At 64.1% G+C, this 21660-nt stretch carries 16 protein-coding genes and 1 tRNA gene; 8 read left to right on the top strand and 9 right to left on the bottom strand.

The genetic code is table 11. From position 1 onward, the window contains the following. Positions 1-226 precede the first annotated feature (226 nt). Positions 227-4018 carry a hypothetical protein gene (locus GXY33_14815; protein NLX06408.1) on the top strand — a complete coding sequence of 1264 codons (3792 nt, stop codon included), beginning with the start codon at positions 227-229 and terminating at the stop codon, positions 4016-4018. Between the two features lie 56 nt (positions 4019-4074). Here GXY33_14815 and GXY33_14820 read toward each other — a convergent pair whose 3' ends face one another. The 7 genes from GXY33_14820 to GXY33_14850 all read right to left on the bottom strand — a co-directional run bounded on the left by GXY33_14820 (position 4075) and on the right by GXY33_14850 (position 11366). Beyond that, complete coding sequence (locus tag GXY33_14820) at positions 4075-5145, bottom strand: N-acetylneuraminate synthase (GenBank protein NLX06409.1); 1071 nt, start codon at positions 5143-5145, stop codon at positions 4075-4077. Beyond that, complete coding sequence (locus tag GXY33_14825) at positions 5142-5858, bottom strand: NTP transferase domain-containing protein (protein ID NLX06410.1); 717 nt, start codon at positions 5856-5858, stop codon at positions 5142-5144. The genes GXY33_14820 and GXY33_14825 overlap by 4 nt, the downstream gene beginning before the upstream one ends. Before the next feature lie 6 nt (positions 5859-5864). Beyond that, positions 5865-7139 (bottom strand): hypothetical protein, encoded by a 1275-nt coding sequence (locus GXY33_14830; protein NLX06411.1) that lies wholly within the window; start codon positions 7137-7139, stop codon positions 5865-5867. Next, a complete protein-coding gene (locus tag GXY33_14835) occupies positions 7139-8278 on the bottom strand; it encodes a hypothetical protein (GenBank protein ID NLX06412.1) in 1140 nt (379 codons plus the stop codon). The genes GXY33_14830 and GXY33_14835 overlap by 1 nt, the downstream gene beginning before the upstream one ends. A 233-nt stretch (positions 8279-8511) precedes the next feature. After that, positions 8512-8585 (bottom strand) — tRNA-His (locus GXY33_14840). Positions 8586-8683: 98 nt separating this feature from the next. Then, on the bottom strand, positions 8684-9637 hold the full coding sequence (gene fba, locus GXY33_14845; GenBank protein NLX06413.1) for a class II fructose-1,6-bisphosphate aldolase: 954 nt from the start codon (positions 9635-9637) through the stop codon (positions 8684-8686). Between the two features lie 193 nt (positions 9638-9830). Further along, entirely contained in the window at positions 9831-11366 is a 1536-nt protein-coding gene (locus GXY33_14850) for a S1 RNA-binding domain-containing protein (GenBank protein NLX06414.1), read from the bottom strand. A 327-nt stretch (positions 11367-11693) separates the two neighbouring features. Here GXY33_14850 and GXY33_14855 point away from each other — a divergent pair, with 327 nt between their 5' ends. The 5 genes from GXY33_14855 to apgM all read left to right on the top strand — a co-directional run bounded on the left by GXY33_14855 (position 11694) and on the right by apgM (position 15942). After that, on the top strand, positions 11694-12650 hold the full coding sequence (locus GXY33_14855; GenBank protein NLX06415.1) for a hypothetical protein: 957 nt from the start codon (positions 11694-11696) through the stop codon (positions 12648-12650). A 140-nt stretch (positions 12651-12790) separates the two neighbouring features. Next, the gene (locus GXY33_14860; GenBank protein ID NLX06416.1) at positions 12791-12991 is read left to right on the top strand and encodes a hypothetical protein; all 201 of its coding nucleotides are present in this window, start codon (positions 12791-12793) and stop codon (positions 12989-12991) included. Further along, positions 12945-13406 carry a nucleotidyltransferase family protein gene (locus GXY33_14865; GenBank protein ID NLX06417.1) on the top strand — a complete coding sequence of 154 codons (462 nt, stop codon included), beginning with the start codon at positions 12945-12947 and terminating at the stop codon, positions 13404-13406. The genes GXY33_14860 and GXY33_14865 overlap by 47 nt, the downstream gene beginning before the upstream one ends. 113 nt (positions 13407-13519) lie before the next feature. Then, positions 13520-14647, top strand: coding sequence for a nucleotidyltransferase domain-containing protein (locus GXY33_14870; GenBank protein ID NLX06418.1), 1128 nt, complete (start codon positions 13520-13522; stop codon positions 14645-14647). Positions 14648-14733: 86 nt separating this feature from the next. Next, on the top strand, positions 14734-15942 hold the full coding sequence (gene apgM / locus GXY33_14875) for a 2,3-bisphosphoglycerate-independent phosphoglycerate mutase (protein ID NLX06419.1): 1209 nt from the start codon (positions 14734-14736) through the stop codon (positions 15940-15942). 80 nt (positions 15943-16022) lie between these two features. Here the strand turns inward: apgM and GXY33_14880 are convergent, their stop codons facing one another. Beyond that, a complete protein-coding gene (locus tag GXY33_14880; GenBank protein NLX06420.1) occupies positions 16023-16565 on the bottom strand; it encodes a hypothetical protein in 543 nt (180 codons plus the stop codon). Between the two features lie 307 nt (positions 16566-16872). Between GXY33_14880 and GXY33_14885 the strand changes: the two genes are divergently transcribed. Then, complete coding sequence (locus tag GXY33_14885) at positions 16873-19854, top strand: hypothetical protein (protein NLX06421.1); 2982 nt, start codon at positions 16873-16875, stop codon at positions 19852-19854. Between the two features lie 120 nt (positions 19855-19974). Then, positions 19975-21039 (top strand): sulfatase-like hydrolase/transferase, encoded by a 1065-nt coding sequence (locus tag GXY33_14890; GenBank protein NLX06422.1) that lies wholly within the window; start codon positions 19975-19977, stop codon positions 21037-21039. 165 nt (positions 21040-21204) lie between these two features. On the opposite strand, the gene GXY33_14895 is transcribed toward GXY33_14890, so the two are convergent. Continuing rightward, positions 21205-21660 (bottom strand): hypothetical protein (locus tag GXY33_14895; protein NLX06423.1); only part of this gene is annotated, 456 nt, incomplete at its 5' end.

Below are 21660 nucleotides of genomic sequence, written 5' to 3' on the forward strand. Positions count from 1 at the left end.
CTGGGCTTCCCACACAGACGGGACCAATCCCTACGAATACGGGACGAGTGTAATGCGGGGCGGGACGGGCGTCAATAGCGGGTATGGCGGCCCGGGCGGAGGCGGTTGGTGGGCGGGTTGACCCTGGCGGCGGGAGTTGTTAGGATGAGTTATTGGGGTGCAGTGGTGTTGATGGACGGCGGGTATGGCTGGGCGCGCCAGGCGTCCCATGTTGGGAGACAGCCAAATGCGTGGTGGAAAATGGGCCTGGATGTGCGTCGTTGGGGCGGTTCTGGCGGGGTTGTGGGTGCAGGCGGCGGCGGTGGAGCTGAGGGTAGCCGACTCAGCCGGGCAGGCGGGTGAGCAGATCATCGTTGAGGTCGAGGCGGATGACGCTGCGGATATGCTGTCGGCGGACCTGACGATCGGGTGGGACTGGGCTGTGCTTTCACCGACATCGGTGGAGGCGGGCGGGCTGACGTCGGAGTTTCTGGTGGCTTCGGTTGCCGGGCGGTCGAGCCTGAACGTGGCCATGGCGGCTGATCAGCCGGCGAGCGGCGGCAGCGGGGCGATCCTTCGGATCGGATTTGAGATCGCGGCGGACGCCGCGGACCAGGTCTGCGAGATCAGCATTGCCAAGGCGACGGTATATGGCTCGGACGGCGCGGCCGAGACGGCCACGGTAGCAGCGGGCTTGGTGACGATCGGCGATCCCAACGAAGCTGATCCCAACGATCCGGATCCCAATGCCATCGATCCGAATGAGACGGATCCGAACGACGTGGATCCGAATGACACCGATCCCAACGACGCCGACCCGAACAACTCGGGTCCGATTACACCGGCGGGCGGCTGCATGATGATGGGCATGATCGTGGCGTTGGCGGTCTTTCCGGCGGTCTTTCTGCTGGGCGGGAAAATGCGCGGGCGGGGAACGAGGCGAAGTTTGCCGGCGTTTCTGGCCTTTGTCGCGTTCGTGGGACTAGCGGGTTTTGTCGCGGCTGAGACGGTGGGCGCGGCGCTGGGCGACGTCAACGGCGACGGCGATATCACGTCGATCGACGCGGCCATGGCGCTTCGGATCGCGGGCGGCGTCATCACACCTTCCACGGACCAGACGACTGCGGCGGATGTCGACGAGGACGGGCAGGTCACCCGCGCCGACGCCGAGATGATTCTGTACTGGGCGGCGCAGGGATTTGGGACGCAGGTGCCGGAGATGTTCACCGAGCCGATGGTGCTGCCGGAACTGGCCAGCGTTTCGGGAGCGGTCGACGCGGCGGGCGGGCAGGTCGCCCTCTCGAGCGGAACGTCGTTGATCCTCGCGGACGGGCAGTTGAGTGTGCCACGGACCTTCACGCTGAGCAAGTGCGACGTGTCGGAGCTGGACTCGGTGGGCAACCGGACGTGCTTCCAGGTGTCGCCCGATCCGTCGTACTATGCGGGAACCAAGCTGGTCGTTCTCTATTCGGACCTGACCAACCCGGTGGCCGGTCCCGAGGAGATCGCGGACGTCAAGCTGTTCTACTACGATCCGGCGACGCGGATGAACGAGGCGGTCAGCGTGGATTGTCGGGCGTTCGAGGATCGCCTGGAGATCGCCCTGGACGCCATCCGGCCCGCGGTCGGGTCGGCGACGGCCAAGACGGCGGCGGCCAAGGACTCCGATGATACCTCGATTCTGGGCATCCTCATCGCGGACATCTTCGGCGACTACATCCAGTCGCAGGAGACGGAGGTTATCCTGTCGGTGCCGTTTTACGAGCAGGGCGGGACCGGTTTCTGTTGGGCGGCTTCGACGTGCATGGTGGCGAATTACCTGGAGGGCGCCGATCCGTGGAAGCCGTGGGAACTGGTCAATTCCCTGAATATCCCCGACGCGGGTAAGTGGGCCAGCTTCTACCACTCGTCTCAGTGGTATGGCGGACTGATCTATCGGCGGACGAACTGCATACCGCGGCGGGATTGCTGGGGCAAGACGGAGAAGAACAACCTCAAGTTGTACCTCGGCAAGCGGATCATGGACGACCGGGTGCCGGTGGTCCTGTTTCTGACCTCGGAAAGCCACGTGGTGACGGTGGTCGGCTACGAGAAGGGAACGGGGATGTTGACCATCCACGACCCCGCGCGGTCGATGTACACGCGGCGCGGGTTCTCGTCGATCGAGGAGAAGTGGCAGCCCGGAGCGATCTATTACACCATGGTCCTGGACTGCACGGCGCGGTCGGCCAAGGCGGTCGCCTGCCTGCCCCTCAGCGCGATCGACAAGGGCAAGGGACTGGCGTTCGTCTCGCCCATGGAGGACGATCCGAACAGCGTCGATTCGCTTCGGCGGGTGAGTTTCAACTGGCGGGACGAGACGCTGGCGGCCAGTGCGTTTCGCAGCCACAACGGCGACGGCCAGACCGTCACGACGATTCCCAACTATTACGCGATGGATCTGCGGATGCGGCTTGGCAACGCGGCCCGTTCGACGGCCAGGGTCAAGGCGCTCTGGAGCCTGTGTCCGCAGGGGTCGAGCCAGAAACTGCTGTCCGGCGAGCGCGAGATGACGCTGCCGTTCGACGGCGGCGTTGCGGACGTGGCGTTTTTCTCGAATGAATTGAAGGGCAAGAACCTTAACGGCGACTACGTGCTGCTCGTGGAGGTCTACGACACCGAATCGTTCAAGACGTGCGATCGGTGGTCGCTGGGCCTTGGGTTCGACGAGGGGATCAAGCTTCAAGCGGCCAAGGAAACCGACACGACGGGCAAGAAGATAGTCAAATTGACGTGGAACGCGGTCCAGGGCGATTTCGACCGTTACCGGGTCTACAAGCGGACGTCAACGGCGAGAGCCTGGCAGTGGATCAACCGGACCAAAGCGCTGTCGCCGACCGATACGGAGTTTCGCGACGAGGACTACGACGATCAGAAGGACGCGTATTACGTGCTCGCCGCGTTCAAGGAGTCCCGATACCTGCTGACCAGCGACGTGGTGTCGCTGCTGAAGCCTTTGCCGGTGACGGCTCATCTTCTGTACTCGGCGTTCACCGGCCAGGCGCTTCAGGGGGAGGTGCTGGACCTGACCACGGGGCAGTGGACCGCGATTCCCGCCGATCCCAATACCGCGATCGACCCGCTGGGGCTCTCGGACAGTGGAGTGGCCCTGTTTCACGTTGCGGGCGGGACGAATGAGAAGCATCTCTTCGCGGCTGGGAGTTGGGGCGCGGCATCGGCGGTCGATTTGAGCGCGGCCACGGGTGCGGAGCTGTACCGCCTTTCCGCTTTCGCGGTCGGTATCACCGGGGCCGGACGGGTGTACTTTACGGGCAAGCGGACGACCACCGACCCGAACGGGTTCGTGGAGGTTGAATACGCGATCTTCTCGTGCGACGGCAACGGAGGGAATCCCGGCGTTCTGAAGTTCGACTGGGACGGGAACGGGGTTCTGGACGATTTTGCCCCGAACGATCTGGCGGTCTCGAAGGATGGATCGGTGCTGCTGTTCAGCCGGAACGAGAACGACAAGGAATGGCTGATGCGGACCACGCCCAGCGGCGCGACGCCGAGCTACCTGACGGACAAGTTCTGCGAGGACCTGTACGTCTGCGCCAACGGGACGGTCTGTTCGTTCCAGATGCGACCCGAAGAAGGTGATTTCCACATGGCCGTTCTGGATATTTTCAGCGGGCGGTTGATCGATCTGGACGCGGCGACGGGTCTGATGGTCATGTCGGACCACGTGGGCCTGAGCCCGGACGGTTCGATGGCGTGTTTCCCGGGGATGAACGAGACGACCCGGAGCGCCAAGCTGTACATCTATCACATCGGTACGGGAACGTTGACGCCGCTGGAGACCGGCACCGTCTTTGCCGGCTGCGCTGATTTCACTCATGATGGGCAGAGCATCGTTTTTATGGGGCTCGACGCCAGCGTGCCGCAGGCCAGCCGGCAGATGGACATCTATACCATCGCCGTGGACGGAAACGGTTTCCAGAACGTGACCAACACGTCGGACCGGCAGGAGGCGTGGGACAGCGTGCAGTTCGTGAATTGAGCGAAGGCGTCGCGAAGGCAGGCGGCTGCGCTTTCCTGTCCGCCGGAGATGCGTCGCTAGATCATGTCCCAGGTCAGGACGTCGTCGGTTTGGATGTCGCGGGCGGCTTTGCGGCCGACGATGACGTCGAGGAACTGGGGGTGGATGCCGTAGCCGGGGCGTTTGACGGCGATCGCGTCGGCTCCGATGGTCTGGCCCATCTTGACCGCCCTGGCGGCGACGAGTGACCGGCGGGCCAGGTGGTACATCTCGAGTTCGCCCTCGCTGGTGCCTTTTTTGGGGGTGCCGAGGGCGGCCTGGGTTTCGCGGATGGCTTTGACCATGGCGGCGAGTTCGTCGGGCAGCAGGGCGTAGTGGTGGTCCGGGCCGGGCAGGGACTTATCGACGGTATAGTGTTTCTCGATCGCGCAGGCGCCGAGGGCGACGGCGGCGATGTCGCAGGCGTACCCGGTGGTGTGATCGGACCAGCCGACCGGCGTGCCGAAGGCCTGGGCCATGGTCTGGATGGCCCGCAGGTGCACGTCCTGAAAGCGGGGCGGATAGGCGATCTCGCAGTGGAAGAGTAAAACCTGTCGTCCGCCGGCCGACCAGATGGCCTCAAGGGCCTGCTCGATGTCGCCGAGGCTGGCCATGCCGGTCGAGAGGAGGATCGGTTTGCCCGTCTGGGCGCAGGCCTTGAGCAGGGGGTAGTGGACGATCTCGAACGAGGCGATCTTGTAGGCTGGGCAGCCGACGGCTTCGAGTTCCTCGACGGCCTCCAGGTCGAAGGGGGTCGAGAGGAAGGTGATGTTCTTCTGGCGGCAGTAGGCGGCGAGGTCCTTTTGCCACTGGCGCGGGATCTCGATCGATTTGATCATGTCCCAGACGGTCTGGCCGGGCTTGAGGACGCCTTTCTCGTAGAGGTACTCCATGGTCTTGGTCTGCTTGGAGTACATCTGTTCGGCTGAGTAGGTCTGGAACTTGACCGAGTCGGCTTTGGCCTCGACGGCGACGTCGATGAGCCGGATGGCGAGGTCGAAGTCGCGGTTGTGGTTGGGCCCGGCTTCGGCGATGACGTAGACCGGGTGGCCGGGACCGACCTTGCGTTCGCCGAGGTCGATCTCGGCGGGAAAGTCGCGCAGCATCATTTGATGGATCCTTTCGCCGCCAGCTCCGGATTGGCCTCCAGGAGCCTGAGCACGTCGCTCATGCCGAAGATTTTGCCGGGCTTGTAGAGGCGGTTGTAGACCTCGCGGACGAAGAGCAGATCGTCGCGGGTGTCGACGGTCCAGTTCATGCCCGACAGGTCGATCGAGTTGAGGTATTCGGAGACCCGGAAATGGGTGGGGTTTTCGAGCAGGTAGGGCGTGACGTGCTCGCGCTGATGGGGGTCGGCGGCGCGGATGTCGAGTTCTTCGAGGACCAGCGGCCGGATCACCTCGACCGACTGGCCGCGCGGGAAGGTCCGGGTCATCATGTTGCTCACGTAGTCCACGCTGTCGCGATGTTCGAGGTATTGCTCGATGGCCCGGTCGATGACCACCGGGTCGATCAGGGGCGCGTCGCAGCAGACGCGGACGACCAGGTCGGCTTTGTAGTGTTTGGAGGCGGCGACGTAGCGGCTCAGGACGTCCTCTTCACTGCCGCGGAAGACCTGGGTTTCGAGGACCTTGGCCCAGTCGGCGACGATGTCGTCGACCGGGTTGTAGGACGTGGCCACCACCACCAGGTCGGCGCGTCGAACGGCCCGCAGGCGGTCGATGACGTGGGCCAGCATGGGCCGGCCGGCGATGGGGTAGAGCACCTTGCCGGGCAGCCGGCTTGATCCGAAACGCGCCTGGGCTATCAGCACCTTATACATCTGTATTTACCGCAGCAGGGCCAGCGCCTGCTCCACCGCCCGATCGACGCAGTGGCCGTCGAGCTTGAAGAATGCATCGTGTACGTAACGCTCCGCCGCCTGTTGCACCTTGGGCGGAAGGCCTTCATCGAGTACGCGGTCGATCACCAGCCAGTCGGCTGCGTTGCGGACCTCCAGGGCCACGCCCTGGCCGGCGTAGTCGAGGTTGACGTTCCTGCCGTTCCAGTTGACCTCGATCAGCGGTTTGTCGAACGCCAGGACCTCCGCCCCCGCGCTGGTGCCGGTGCAGATCGCCACGTCGCTGACCGCGATCAGCTTTCGCACGTCCTGCTCCTTGAACGACCGAAGCCGCGGGTGTTCGGTCCTGGCGGCCGCCTGTTCATCGTCCCGCTCGTGAGGGTGCCATTTGACGGCCAGGAAATAATTGTCGCGGGAATCGAGAAATTCAACCAGCGATTTGAGAATCTCCGCCGCTGGGACCCCGAAATGGAGCCGAGGGAGAACCAGCAGGAGGATTCGCTTGTTCCGCGGCAGACCGAACTCGGCTTTCAGTTCGTCGATGCGGCTCATGCCGTTGCGCTTGGCCTCATCGAGATGCATCGGCCCGGTGATCGTCAGTATGTCGGGGTCGGTGCCCTCGTTGAGCATCCATCGTCGCTGGGAGTCGCCCCACAGGCACATCTTCGAGGAGAATTGCCCAGTGAAAACGCCTTTGGACAGGTTGTTGTACGGCATTCCTTCGACAAAGCTCAGCACCGGGACGCCGCGGGCCAATGATTGGGCGCACAGCGGTCGGGTCCAGCAGTTGAACTCATGGAGCACCAGCACCAGTTCCGGCTCGACCGCGTCGAGCATCTTTTCGGCCAGGCGGTCGTAGTCCAAGCCGATCATGGTTCGCAGCCGCACCGCGGCCACCGGCAGTTCCTGCGACCACTTTGGGGCCTGGCGGACGGCGTTGGCGATCATTTTTTCGGCCCGGCGGTAGTCGCGGACCAGGTCGTTGGCCACCTCGGCTTCGAATCGCTCGGGCAGGAACATCATGTCCTTGCCCGCCCGAACCAGCGGGACTTCGAAGTCGCCCTTGAAGTCGCAGCCGAAGTTGACGTTCTGCGTGGTCGCGAAGGTCAGGTTGGCCCCGAGGGTTTCAAGCCGTTGGACCAGCGGGGCCAACTGCTGATAGTGGTGGGGCAGGCCGGTGAAGAACAGAATCCGGCACTCCTGGAGCCGCCAGGGATTGAACGTTGCGGGTTTCTCCGATGTCGATGCGTTCGCGGCTGCCATCAGACCTTTCCCTCCACCGAAGACGCGATGCGGGCAAGTTGCGAGACGATCCGGCGCGGCGAGGCCACCGGGTCGGGCCCCTCGAAGCCGAAGGCCCGCCACCAGCCTGCCAGGTCGCAGGCGATGGTCGGTTTGCCGTCTTGCCGCCAGACCCAGGTGTCGCGGCCGCCGACGAAGGTGACCACCGCGTCGGCCCCACCGGCCGCTTGGTAGTAGCGGTCGGTGTTGACCGTGACCCACCGCGGGTCCAAGTCTTCCAGCATGGTGCCCCATTTGGCCCAGAGCATCGCCGTGGTCTCTTCGCTCACCGCGGTCAGATGAAGCTCGATCCGCTCGGCCAGGCCGTTGGCGGCCAGTTCGCCCAGGATGGTCTTGAGCTGCCAGTTGTGCAGGAACGTCCAGTCCAGCAGGACGCTGGGACGGCCGCTCTCGCTGAAGCGCTGTGAGACCGGTTCGGCGATTCCGTCGAACAGATCAGGCTGCACCTGGCCGTTGACCGATTCGTTGGTTTTGCGCAGTTCGTGCAGGATTCGCTGGCCCGGCAGCAGCAGCGTGTCGCACGAGCCGCACCAGTGCGGGCTTAAGGGTCCGGTCACCGGGCCCAACGGCACGCCGATCAGAGGGATACTCGCGGCGCGGTCGGACGGGCGGGCGGTGGCCAGCACCCGCTCGGGAAGTGGATAGTTGAAGTGGCTGCCGCCGGCGATCATCACCAGGTCGTAGGGCCCGCGGAGTTTTTGCAGGCCGGACCAGTCGAGTTCGCACGAGACGCGGTAGGGATAGATCAGTCCGTCGTAGCCGGTGGCGTCGAAGAGGTCCAGCCCGCTGACCGGCATGCGGATCTGCCGCAGCAACTCGACGCCCTCGAACCGCTGAAAGGACTCGCGGAAGGCCTGCTCATCGGGCACGGGTCCGCCGTGGACGATCGGGATCAGCGTGACGCGATCGCCGTCGGTTTTCAGGTCGGATGGGTAGTTGCCGCAGACGGTGATCCGTTGGGCTGGGAGCATCTGGACCAGTCTCTCGACCATCCGGCACAGCCGCCGCCCCAGGCACAGGTGCGGATTGTCGATGGCGATAATCAGTACGTTGTCGGCCTGCAAGAGGCCCTGGTTGGAGGTCATGGTGTCTTCTCTCATCTGCCTCCTGTGAGTGTGATACTGCTCAATGCATTAGGTTTTTATCGGCACTTGCCCCATCCCGCTTGAGGTCCCACCCCACCGGCGGAGTATCCGGGCTGTCAGACTGCACACTTTAGCCGCACAGCCCGCCGTCGTCAAGCGAGGGAACCTGGAATGGGTTGGTCTGGGGGATTTGGGCGAAGAAAAAGCCCCGGCCGATGGGACCGGGGCTTTTTGATCTACTTCATAAGGGTGAAAGACGGGACTCGAACCCGCAACCCCCAGGACCACAACCTGGTGCTCTAACCACTTGAGCTACTTTCACCGTATCCGGGCCAGCGGCCCGGTGCATCAACATTGTATCCGCATCGCGTGGGAATAATCAATACTCCCAACGGCCTATCGGCGTCGTTTGCCGCCGATCTAGACGCACAGGTCCGCCTTGCCGGCGCAGCCGAGGACGTCGATCTTGTGGGCCACGACCTTCTGGACCTCCTCGCGGGCCGGTCCGAGGTACTTGCGGGGGTCGAACTCGGCGGGTTTCTCGGAGAAGACCCGGCGGATGGCTGCGGTCAGGCCCAGGCGCAGGTCGGTGTCGATGTTGACCTTGCAGACGCCCAGCTTGGCCGCCTTGCTGATCGCCGCTTCGGGCACGCCCATCGCGTTGGGCATGTTGCCGCCGTACTTGTTGACCTCGTCGACGAGGTACTTCGGCACGGTGCTGCTGCCGTGCATGACCAGCGGGAAGCCGGGCAGACGGCGGGTCAGCTCTTCGAGCAGGTCGAAGGCCAGCTTGGGCTCCTTCTTGAACTTGTAGGCCCCATGGCTGGTGCCGCAGGCGACGGCGAGGCTGTCGCAGCCGGTCTTTTCGACGAATTCCACCGCCTGATCCGGATCGGTCAGGAACTTGGCCAGATCTTCCTCGGACACGCCGACCACGTGCTCTTCGATGCCGCCGAGCCGTCCCAGTTCGGCCTCGACCGACACGTAGGGATCGTGGCGGTGGGCGTAGTCGCAGACCTTCTTGGTCAGGGCGATGTTCTCTTCGAACGAGTGGTGCGAGCCGTCGATCATCACCGAGGTGTAACCCTCGTCGATGCACTCCTTGCACAGCTCGAAGGTGTCGCCGTGGTCGAGGTGGATCACGATCGGCAGGCCGGATTCGACGACCGCCACGTCGATCAGGGCCTTGAGGTACTTCATATTGGCGTACTGCCGAGCACCCTTGGAGATCTGGAGGATCAGCGGGGCGTTCTTTTCCGCACCGGCGTTGATAATGGCTTGGAGCAGTTCCATGTTGTTGACGTTGAAGCCGCCGATGGCGAAGCCGCCGTCGTAGGCTGCCTTGAACATCTTTTTCGTGGCTACCAGGGGCATCGGTTACTCCTTTTGAGGTATTGTGCCGGGTGTTGGCTGTGTTTCCGTGTTTCCGCCGTTGTGCCGACCCGTGCTGCGCCGGTTTCCGGGAAACCAAGGTTTGCGCGGCACCAAAAGGGAGAATTATACGAACTGGCCAATGCCTGTCAAACAGTTTTGGGCCCAAGACGCGGCGGAAAGTGAACCGGTTGCCCTAGTCGAAGCCTCCCCTGAGCGGGGTTTTGCGCTTTTTCTGGGGTTTGGCCGGTTCGGCGGCGGGTTGATCCGTCAGGTCGCCGGTGTAGTCGGGCATGGAGGAGAGCTGTTTGACCGACAGGGCGATCCGCCGGGCGTCCTCATCGACGCTGAGGACCTTGGCTTTGACGGTATCGCCGGTCTTGAGCACGTCGGTGACCGAGCGGACGCGGCCTTCGGTCAGTTCGCTGATATGGATGAGGCCTTCGACGCCGTTGGTCAGTTCGACGAAGGCTCCGAAATCGGTGGTGCGGGTGACGGCGCCTTGGACGACGGTGTTGACCGGCCAGCGGGCGGAGGCTCCGGTCCACGGGTCGTCGCCGACCTGTTTGACCGAGAGGCTCATCCGCTTGTTGGGGGCGTCGAGATTGAGCACGCGGGCCTGGATGATTTCGCCTTCGTGAAGGACCTCGCTGGGATGGCGAAGCCGGCGGTCGTAGGTGATCTCGCTGATCGGCAGGAGGGCCTCGATGCCCTCCTCGACCTCGACGAAAGCGCCGAAATCGGCGAGCCGGGAGACGCGGCCGGTGACCACGGCGTTGACGGGCCACTTGGCCTCGGCCCCTTGCCACGGATCGGGCATGACCTGCTTGAGGCCCAACGAGATTCGCCGCGCCTCGCGGTCGATCTTGAGGATCATCAGCTCGAGCTGCTGGCCCTGCTTGACCACCTCGCTGGGGTCGGCGACGTGCTTGTGGGCCATGTCGCGGACGTGGAGCAGGCCGTCGACGCCGCCGATATCGACGAAGGCCCCGTAGGGCATGATATTGCGGACGGTGCCGTGGACCACGCTGCCTTCGGTGAGGGTCTGGAAGGTCTGTTCGCGTTTCTCAGCGGCCTCTTCCTCGAGGACGGCGCGTCGCGAGACGACCAGGTTCTTTTCCGAGCGTTTGACCTCGGTGATGCGGCAGCGGACCTTCTGGTTGACGTAGGACGAGAGGTCGTCCTCGACCCGCCAGAGTTCGATCTGGCTGATGGGCATGAACGCCCGGATGCCGTTGATGTTGAGTTCGAGACCGCCCTTGTTATGGCCGGTGACGCGGCCTTCGACGACCTGATCCTTGGCCACGCTGTCCCAGTCGGCCTCTTCGGCTGCGCCCGGGCGGGCCAGGAGCATCAGGCCTTCTTCCTCGTTGTAGCTGCGGATCACTACGTCGATCCATTCGCCGACCTTGGGCAGCGGGTCGTCGGCGTAGTGGCTGGCCGGCAGGAGGCCCTGGGTCTTGCCGCCGAAATCGACGAAGATATCGTCGCCGTGGATGGCGAGGACCTTGCCCTTGCGGGCGGCTTTGGAGCCTCGGGAGGCGGCCTCTTCGGCGTCCATCATGTCGAAGACGGTGGCCCCTCCAAAGGCCTCTTCGAGTTCCCGCTGGAGCTCGTCGTCGGTGTTTTCACCGGCTGCGCCGGTAAGGCGGCGCTGGTCGTCGGCGCTCATCTGGGGCTGGTTTTGGGGTGCCTGGTTTTCCCGCTCGAATGCGTTCTGTTCGCTGGTCATGCTTTTCCTTCCGAACCCTGTCAATCCACCATGACGGCGACGGGGGAAGCGTTCGGAGATCCACCGGTCGCGCGTTGCTGCACGTGGCCGGGGCCGCACAAGTCAAGCCCCGACGACGGGAATTATACTCATAAGTTAACCGAAGGCAACGGTTTGTCGGGGCCGGACGATGCATAAATGGCGGGGCGTCGGTGGGGCGGTGGACGGCGGTCGGTACGGCCGCCGGTGGCCGAGCGGGGGCTTGTCGGGGTCCGTTCGGCTGGATATGCTTGTCCGCCAGTGTTTTGGGCGGTCAGATCGACTGGGACTGTAAGTGGAGCGATGGCGATGCCGGATACGACGTGGTTTGCCGAATGCGGGTGGGGAGCGTTCTGTCACTATTTGACGGGGCCGGAGACGACGGCGGCCGAGTGGAACCGCCGGGTGGAGTCGTTCGACGTGGGCCGGCTGGCTGAGCAATTGGTGGAGGCGGGGGCGAGGTTCTTTTTCATTACCTTAGGGCAGGGGTCCGGGCACTACTGTGCGCCGAACGAGACGTACGACGAAATCACCGGCATTCGGCCGAGCAAATGTTCGCAGCGGGACCTGGTGAGCGATCTGTACGAGTCGCTGAGCCGCGAGGGGATCGAACTTCTGGCCTATGTGCCGGCGGACGGGTCGTGGGCGGACCATGAGGCCCGCAAGGGGCTGAAGATGCCGGTACACTGGAGCGACGGCGTGAAGCACGAGTGGCACAATCCGGAGGACTGGAAGAAGTTTCGCCAGCCGGAGTTTCAGAGCCGCTGGGAACAGGTGTGTGCGGACTGGTCGCGGCGGTTCGGCGGCAAGGTCCGCGGCTGGTGGGTCGATGGGGCGTACGCCCAGCCGCAGCGGTACCCGGAAGACGAGCCGCCGAATTTCGCGACCTTTGCCGCCGCCCTTCGGGCGGGCAATCCGGAGGCGATCGTGGCGTTCAATCCGGGCGTCATGACGCCGGTGATTCACTACACCGAGCACGAGGATTATACCGCTGGTGAGATTTCCGATGCGCTGCCGGAGTGTCCCGGCCCGTTCGTCGAAGGGCCGACCGGCCACAAGGACCGCTACCATATCCTCTCGTACCTGGGCAAGTTCTGGGGCAGCGGCGAGCCGCGTTTCCCGGACGCCCTGGTTGGCGGCTATACGCGACACGTGGTCGAGAAGGGCGGCGTCGTGAGTTGGGACGTGCCGATTTCCGGGGACGGGGTGATTCCGGCTGCGTTTCGGAGCCAGCTCAAGGCGATCGGGCAGTACGTGGGGAAGTGAAGAATTCAGTATTCAGAACTCAGAATTTGGAGAGCCCATCGCAGAGCGGCCCCAAGCCACTCGGAGTGATAAGGATTGACAGGCGATTCAGTGAGGCGTATTCTAAAGCTTGTACGGCGGCGATTCGGCTGGGAGGTTCGATGTCAGATTTGGTAAGCCATGATCGGAACGAGGAGACGATCGAAGCCAAGGCGCGTTGGTTTCAATCGCTGCCGATGGAACAGCGTATGGAACTGCTGTGCATGTTCACCGATCTGGCGTTGTCGGTGAACCCGGACGTACAGGATCGCGACGATGCTCAACCGGCTTCAGGACGTATTCAGGTGCTTTCAGGAGCATGAGGTCAGGTACGTGGTGATCGGAGGGATCGCCGCCATTCTGCACGGGGTTCCTCGCGCGACCTTTGATCTGGACCTTCTGATTGACCCCACCTCCGATAATGCAGCCCGGCTGTTGAAAGCCCTCCTCGATGCCGGTATGGCGACGGCTTCGATGACAACGGCGGAGGAACTCCTGGCAAACGAGATTACCGTATTCAAAGATCGAATGCGGATTGATGTGCAGACTTCCACGCCGGGGGTGAATTTCGAAGATGCCTGGCGACGTCGAGAGAAACTGTCGTACCAGGGACAGGCCTTCTATGTTCTGTCGAGAAGGGACCTCATTGCTTCCAAGCGCGCGGCTGCGCGGAAAGTAGATCTGGAGGATGTCCGGCTCTTGGAGCTACGGGACCCGGATCGGAAGAAGGATGATTAGTCGCTGAAGGCCTCCGGGGCGGTCGACCGTTCGTGATTTCTGAGACAGCCAGAGGTTGTCTGGCGGGTTGTGATCGGGCAGCGTCGGCGAAGCGATAGGCGAAGGAAAACCTCGTGATGGATGTTTTTGGGGTAGCCGAGTTGCTGGTGGACCATGCGGTCCGGCAATGCGAGCAAGAGATCGATCTTGTCGGTTACTATGGATCGCATGCCCGAGGTGACGCACGGGACGATTCGGACTTGGACATCTTCTACATTCCCTCCGACGGCATGAACCCGCCGGCGGGTCGGACGTTCCTGCTCGACGGCCGGCTTTTTGATTTCTGGGCGATCACGTGGGATACGATGGAGGGCTTCGCGACCGGTCGGATTCGCGGCTGGGCGTTTGCGCCGGCTTTGGTTCATCAGGCGAAGGCGCTCTACGCCAGAACGCCGCGGTCGGTCGAGCGATTGAACGCGTTGAAGCAGATGGTTCTCGATCTGCAGAAGCCCGAAGCCCGGCTGAAGATGGTCCGGCGGGCCATGCAGGCGTTGACCAGCGTTCTTGCTCACGCGGCGGTTCTTCGGATCGCCGCGGCCAACGGAAACGCCACCGATGCGCGATGCGCCGGATGGCGGGTTGTCTGTGGCGTCGTGGAGTGTCTGGCCCTGGCCAATCAGGTGTTTTTCGAACGCGGGCTGGGAAAGGCTCTCAATGAGCTTGACAAGCTCGAACGCCGGCCGGACGGGATCGGGCAATTGATCGCGACGGTTACCACGGCGGACAATGCCGATGACGTGCTCGCGGCGGGCGAGCGGCTGGCGATGGCGACGCGCGAGGTCCTGCTGGCGATTTACCGCGAGATACCGTCGGACGCGCCGAGCCCGGATCGTTTTCGGCAGGCGTATCCAGAACTGCGGGACATGGTGAGCAAACTGCTGGCGGCGTGTCGGCGCGGCGACCGTATCGCCGCCAGCGCCGAAGCATGGCTTCTGCAGTCGGAGGTGGTGGCGATGCTGTGCCGGACGGCTGTGGGTCTGGGCGGCAGCGGCGTGGAGCTGTATTCCGAGTGTGCCTCGGCGTATCGCGAGCATGGGCTGCCGGACCTTGTGGCGCTCGTTTCAGGCGACCTGGATGAGCTGGCCCGGCAGGCCGGCATCCTCGACCAGACGCTTCGGCGATTCTTCAGGGATCAGTCCGTGGACCTGTGCGAATTCGCCTCGCTTGACGATCTTCGAGAAGCCCTGAAAGCTCATCCGTGAGGCGGTTGCGTTGAGGGGGTTGTGCGGGTACACTGCCTGTCTTGTGATCGATTACACGCACGCTGTACGGATAAGGAGGCATACTGATGGCCAAGGCTTTGTTTGTGGTGCTGGATGGGCTTGGGGATCGGGGGGCCAAGACGCCGCTGTCGGAGGCAAAGACGCCGAATTTGGATAAGCTGACGCCGAGTGCGTCGTTGGGCTTGATGTATACGCTGGGACCGGGGCAGATTCCGGGTTCGGACACCGCTCACCTGGCTTTGTTCGGCTACGACCCGCACAAGTACTATCCCGGCCGCGGACCGTTCGAGGCGCTGGGCGCGGGCATGGAACTGAGGACGGGCGACGTTTCGTTCCGGGTGAACCTGTGCACGCTCGATGAGAAGGGGACTATCGTCGATCGCCGGGCGGGTCGGGCTGCGTATGGTCTGGACAAGATCTTCCAGACGCTGGACGGGACGAAGATCGGCGACGTGACGGTGCGGATGGTGCATACGGTGGAGCATCGCGGGGCGGGCGTGCTGTCGGGACCGGGGCTTTCGGCGGCGGTGAGCAACACCGATCCGCACGAGACGGGCCAGCCGGTGGCCGAGGCCAAGCCGCTGGACAGCTCGGCGGAGGCCAGGAAGACGGCCAAGGCCCTCAACGATTTCACGGCCAAGGCCAGAGAGCTTCTGGCGGACCATCCGGTGAACCTGGAGCGGAAGGAAAAAGGCCTGAAGCCCGCGAACATGGCGGTGCTTCGCGGACCGGGGCTCTATCAGCAGGTGCCCAGCCTGGTCGATCGGTTCGGCCTCAAGGCGGTCTGCGTGGCCGGCGGCGCGCTGTACAAGGGCGTGGCGTCGTACGTGGGCATGAAGGTGCTGGACGTGGCGGGGGCGACGGGCACGACCGAGACGGACCTGAAGGCCAAGGCCCAGGCGGCGGTGAAGGCCAGGGACGAGGCCGATTTGATCTTCGTGCACATCAAGGGCACCGACGCGGGCGGCCACGACGGCAACTTCGAGGTCAAGCGGAAGATGATCGAGCGGGTGGACGCTGAGTTCCTGCCGGGCGTGCTGGGGCAGTTCGATGTGGTTGTGCTGACCGGCGATCACAGCACGCCGGTGGCGGCCAAGCGTCACACGGCGGATGCTCCGCCGGTGCTGTTCTGGAGCGAGACGTGCCGTCCGGACGGGGCCAAGCGCTTTACGGAACTGGCGGCTGGGCACGGCTGCCTTGGCCAGTTCACCGGGACGGAGCTGATGCACTTCATCCTGGACTACATCGACAAGGGGCACATGTTCGGGGAGTAGGAAGAGAGAATTCAGAACTCAGAATGCAGCGTGGATGTTGTTCGCCGCTTGGCGTACCTGCGCAAGGCGGCGGCGTCGGCTCAGAGGTCTTCCGGATCGACCGCGGTCCAGCTTGTGCGGTAATCGCCGGCTTGGTCCCTGTAGAAGCGGATGAGGATGACCTGCTCGTAGGTGGGCGAGTCCTCGGCGTCGCCGAACGCGATGACGGGCGAGTTGATGCTTCGGCCGGCATTCTGGAGGTCGGACCATTTGCCGAATGCGGCTTGGTCGGAGCCGATGGTCTTGGTTTCGGAGCAGTTGAGCGTCAGTTCGACCGTGGTGTTCGGATCGATCACGGTCGCCCCGTCGAAGTTGGCGTAAATGTTGCTGTCGACAAAGAGTTGCTCAGCGGACAGGACGTACTGGCTGACGTAGAGGTGGGGGTCGAGTTCGAGGTTTGTCTCGTTGATCAGATAGACGGTCAGGGTGGTAGGCTGTGGGTTGGCGTTGGGGTCGACCGCGTTCGGATCGTTGGCGTTCGGGTCGAGGGGGTCAATGGTGATGGTGCATCCGGCGACGGTCAGGGCGAGCAGGAGGCTGCCCAGGACGACGGAAAACCGCTTTGCGGTGGTGTTATCGAGCATATTATCGGACCTCCGTGACAAGTCGATGGCATTGAATCGCTCAGGGGCCGCTGTCGCCTATCGACGTATATTATCGGCCGCGGGGGATCGATGACAACTGCTTTTCTTGGCGGGAGTTGCCGTGTTGGGCCACGGTCGGGCGGCGGAAAGGCCGTTGGCGAGCGAAGGTCGTTGGGGGACGTAAGCTTCGGTGAAACAGCGAATTAGGGGCATTTTTCCGCTTGCGGAAGACGGCGCGGGTCGGTAGGATACGATCAGGCCAACCTAAGCACGTTCCGCAACGTCCAGGCCCATGGAGGTTACGGTAATGGGTAGCATCAATCACACAAGAGCAGCGGTGAGTCTGTGCCTGTTGGGGGTTTTGCTTACGGTTGGCTGTGCCCCGCCGATCAGTAAGCTTGAGCCGGGTGACACCGAGTTCGAGTCGGTTCAGGGCGACTGGTACGGTGGGATGGGGGCGTTGGCGCCGACGAATGACGAGCAGAGGGACCAAGGCGCGCCGGGCGAGGCTCCGACGGAGGGGGCGGATGAGGCGGTCCGCGAGATCGAAGAGGCGGACCTGGCCAAGCAAGTGGGTGACTATCTCTATATCCTCCATGAATACCGGGGTTTCCGCGTGGTGGACGTTTCGGACTGGTCGTCGCCGAAACTGTTGGGCAAAGCCGAGGTGCTGGGCACGCCGCTGGAGATGTACGTGGTGGACGGTCTGGCGGTGGTGGTCAGCAGCGACTGGCCGCGGTGCCGGCTGACCGCGACGGGCGAGGCGGAGCATGTCGGTGGCAGCCATGTTTATGCGCTGAGCCTGGCCGACCCGGACCACGTGGCGGTGCTGGACCGGTTCGACTTTGAGGGCCAGATCGCTGAGACCCGCCGGGTGGGCCAGGTGGTCTACATCGCCGGGTATCGCGACGGTTGGGCGGGATGGGGCTATGCGGAACCGGCGCCGCTTGGCGACGCGGCTGTCTCGTCGGCGCAGGTGAACGCGGACACGACGGGTGCCAACGACGGATTCGTGGCCTCGGTGAACATCGCCGACCCGAATGACGTTCAGTTGGTCGATCAGGTGGAATTCCCAGCCACGGCGAGCTACATCCACGCCACGACCGATGCGGTGTTTGTGGCTGGGTACAGTTGGCAGACCGATCGGACCAAGATCGTTTACGTCGATATCAGCGACCCGGCTGGGGCGATCGTGGTGCGAAGCTCGGGAGCGGTGCCGGGTTATATACTGAATCGTTTTTCGCTGGACGCCTACGACGGTGTGCTTCGGGTGGTGACCGAGGCGTGGCCGCAGTGGCAGCCGGGACAGAACTGGGAGGATTTCAGCGGTCCGGCGGTGCGGCTGTACACCTTCGATATCAGCAACCCGGACGAGGTGACCTCGCTGGCGGAGTTGCCGATCGTCAGCGGCGAGACGGTGCGGGCGGTGCGGTTCGCCGGTCCGACCGGTTACGTGGTGACGTTCGAGCAGATCGATCCGCTGTGGGTGATCGACCTGCGCGACGGCGCGGCGCCGGCGATCACCGGACACCTGGAGGTGCCGGGCTATTCGACGCACCTGGTGCCGGACGGCGACCGGCTGGTGGCGATGGGTGTGGACGCGGGCGAGACGTGGCGGCCGTCGGTGGCGCTGTACGACGTGGCCGATCCGGAGAATCCATCGCAGCTATCGGTGGCGACGCTGGGCGACGGCTGGAGTTCGTCGGAGGCCAACTACGACGACAAGGCGTTCAAGGTGCTGCCGGAGGCCAAACTGGTCCTGGTGCCGGTTGATACGTGGGACGACAGCGGCAGCGTCAACGAGCTGCGAATGCTGGACTACGCCGAGGATGAGCTGGAGGAATTGGCGACGATCGAGCACCGCGGCTCGGCGATCCGGTCGGGCGTGGACCTGGAGGACGCGGCGTTGTGGATCCTGAGCCGCCAGGCCCTTCAGACGCTGGACATCGCGGATCGGACCGCGCCGGAGTCGCTGGCGACGATTTCGCTGGCGGAAAACGTCCTGCGGTACAAGGTCGTGGGCGACTACGGTCTGCGGCTGGTGGGCAACGGGGATTACTGGTACGGCGCGGGCGGTCTGGAGCTTCAGGTGGTCCGGGCGGATCAGCCGGAGGCGGGCGAGGTGCTGGCGTCGGCGCCGCTGGAGGTGTTCGGCGGGTGTCTGAGCCTCCTCGATGACGAGCGTGCGGTGGTCAGCGGGTCGGACGGCGAAGGTAAGACGCGTCTGGCGGTGTTGGACCTGACGGCGCTTCCTGAATTGAAGGTTCTCGACGAACGGACGTTCGATTTCTACTCGACCGGCGGCTACTACTACGGCGGCTACGGCGGATACCCAGCGGCAGAGGATGCCGCCGCCAAGTCGTCGGTGGATATGGTCAGTCCGTGGGGCGGATATGGCGAGCCGCTGGTCCTGGAGAACGGGGCGCTGGTCTTCCAGTCCTATGACTGGTCGGAACAGGACTACGGCGGTTCGGTGTTGAAGATCGTAACGATCAGCGACGCGGGCAAGGCCGCCCTTGCCGCCACGGTGGAACTGGGCGGGAGCAGTAGTGCGACGCGGATCAATGAAGTGGTCGGCGTGATGGCGTCGGGCGATGCGGTCTACGTCAGTTCGGTGGAGGTGTCGTTCGGCTTGGTGCCCTGGCTTGCGCCTCCGCGTTTGAAGTACTACCTGCGTGAGGTGGATTGCAGCGATCCGGTTCGGCCGGCGATGGGTCGGGCGGTGAACGTTCCCGGCATTCTGGTCGGCGTGGACGGGGAGTACCTGTTCACGCTGGACATGTACCTCGGCCGCAACTACGAGACGCAGTGGCGGTTCTGTTCGCTGAAGCGCGACGGGTCCAAGGCGGTGCTGCAGGAGGCGATCGATCTGCCGGAGGCCGGATGGGTCGATGCTCGCTGCCGCAACGGCATGGCGCTGCTGAGCCTTGAGGGACGGGGCTACTACGCCTCGAACGGCGCGGAGAGCGAGGATGACCGGTGCGGATGGGACAAGGGCGTGTGGATGAGCATTGACATCCGCGACGGCCGCGACATTGAGGTGGTCAGCGAGCTGGAGCTGTCGCCCGCGCCCTCGGTGGTGGGCCTGAGCGACGCGTACGCGATCGGCCAGGTCAACTCGTGGGATGGCCAACTCGTGCTGCTGCGGATCGGCGAGGACAAGTCGCTGACGCTGGAAGGCGTGACGGACGTCAAGGGCCAGGTGCAGGACATCTGGCTGCGGGACGGCGCGATGGACGTGGCGTGCGGTTACGGCGGCGTGGTGACGGTCGAGCTGGCCGGTCAATAAAGGCCTTGGGACCGGCTGGCGAATAGAGTAAGATGGACGTGCAAGCAGCCGCGGGAGGTGAGGGCGACCTTGCCTCCCGCGGTTCTGTTCCGGTGGTGCGATCGAGACGGAGGGCGAACGTTGCGGGTAGTGGTGGTGATAGTCGATTCGTTGCGGCGGGACCATCTGGCCGCGTACGGCAATACGTGGCTGGAGTGTGCGAATGTTTCGGGTCTGGCCGAGCGGTCGGTGGTGTTCGAGAACGTGCGGACCGATCGTCCGGGCTGCGCGTCGTTCCGGTTCGAGCTGATGACGGGCCTTGCCGCGTCGCGGCTGCGGGATCTTGCGGCGGCGGGAGCATTGGCGGCTGCGGAGGCGACTCTGCCGGGCCTGCTGCGCGAGAAGGGCGTCTTTACGGGCCTGGTCAGCGATCATCGACGGGCAATGGAGGTCTACCGGCCGGCGTGCGATTTTGACTTTGTGCTGTATCAGCCCGGGCAGGGCGGCGACCCGATGCCGGATGGTCCGGAACGGCTGGCCACGCCGTTTGAGGGCGGCGCCGGACGCGAGCCGATCGCTCCGCAGTTTGCGCCGGACCGGCTTTGGCTGGAGCGGTACTTTCGCAATCGCGCAGCCCTGGCGGGCGCATTCGATCCGACGGAGAAGCTTTTCGATCTGGCCTCGGACGCGGTGGTGCGGCTGGCCGATCGCGAGGATTGGCTGATGGTGGTGGATTGCCATGGATTGAGTCAGCCGTGGGACCCGCCGGAGGATTTCGCCCGGTATCGGCCGGAGAATCAGCTTGGCAAGCTGGCGTGGCTCGGGCCGCGGGCGGTGCGATCGGACGAGTTGGATGAGGGGCAGTTGCGGTTCCTCCGCTGCGCGTACGCCGACAGTTGCCTGTTTTTCGATCACGCGCTGGGCGGTTTTCTGGAGACGGTGCGCGGACAGGATGACGTGCGGTTGTGGCTGGTCAGCGATCACGGCGTGATGATCGGCGACGACGGGTTCGTCGGCTTTGACGAATCGATGGCCAACGACGCGGTGCGGGAGTTGGTGCTGATGGCTTCGGGTTCGCAGGAGCGTGACGGCCGCGAGTCTGGTCCGGTTCGACCGGCGGACCTGCACGCGACGCTGCTGGCGTTGGCGGGCGTGGAGTCGAAGTGGGCAGTCGACGGGAAGGTTATCGATCCGCTGGTCAAATAGCGGGAGACATGCCCTACCAGCCGGTTCGCTGCGGAAGATGCTTACCGGAGCGGATCATTCTCTATCAACTCCGCTCCGCGTGGTCCGCGTGCTCTGTGCCATCCGAAAAGGAAGTCGAATAGCCGCGGCACAATCCCGCTCTCTCATGGCCGCAAGGTTCCGCCCCTATTCCGGTCCCTTTAGAAGATCTTGGTCGAATTCGGCCAGGCCGATGCCTTCAGCGGGCGCGGGCAGCGGGTCGTTTGGATAGCGCGGTTTGCCGTCGTGGACGGTGGCGCTGGCATTGTAGAAGACCAGGACGCGGCCGTTCCAGGCCACGGGCGCCGCCCAGGACATGATCATGCCGCAGTCGAAGCGGCCCTTTTGGCCCAGGGGCAGGACGGGCCGCCGGTCATTTTCACGCCGCCAGGTCCAGCCGTCGAGGCTGGTCACGAGTTGGGCGTCCATGATCTGCTCGGCGGTGTGGTGCGTGTGGAGGAAACCGGCGTATCCCCGGCCGGCGCGGAAGGGGGTGAGCCAGTAGAACTGCACGTCGGGCGGGTCGAGGCGGTCGGGTTCGAGAATGGCGATCGGACCGGTCCATGAACCGTGGATGCTCGACGCCCGCCAGATCGAGATCAT

It is taken from the genome of Phycisphaerae bacterium, from assembly GCA_012729815.1.
Taxonomy (GTDB): domain Bacteria; phylum Planctomycetota; class Phycisphaerae; order JAAYCJ01; family JAAYCJ01; genus JAAYCJ01.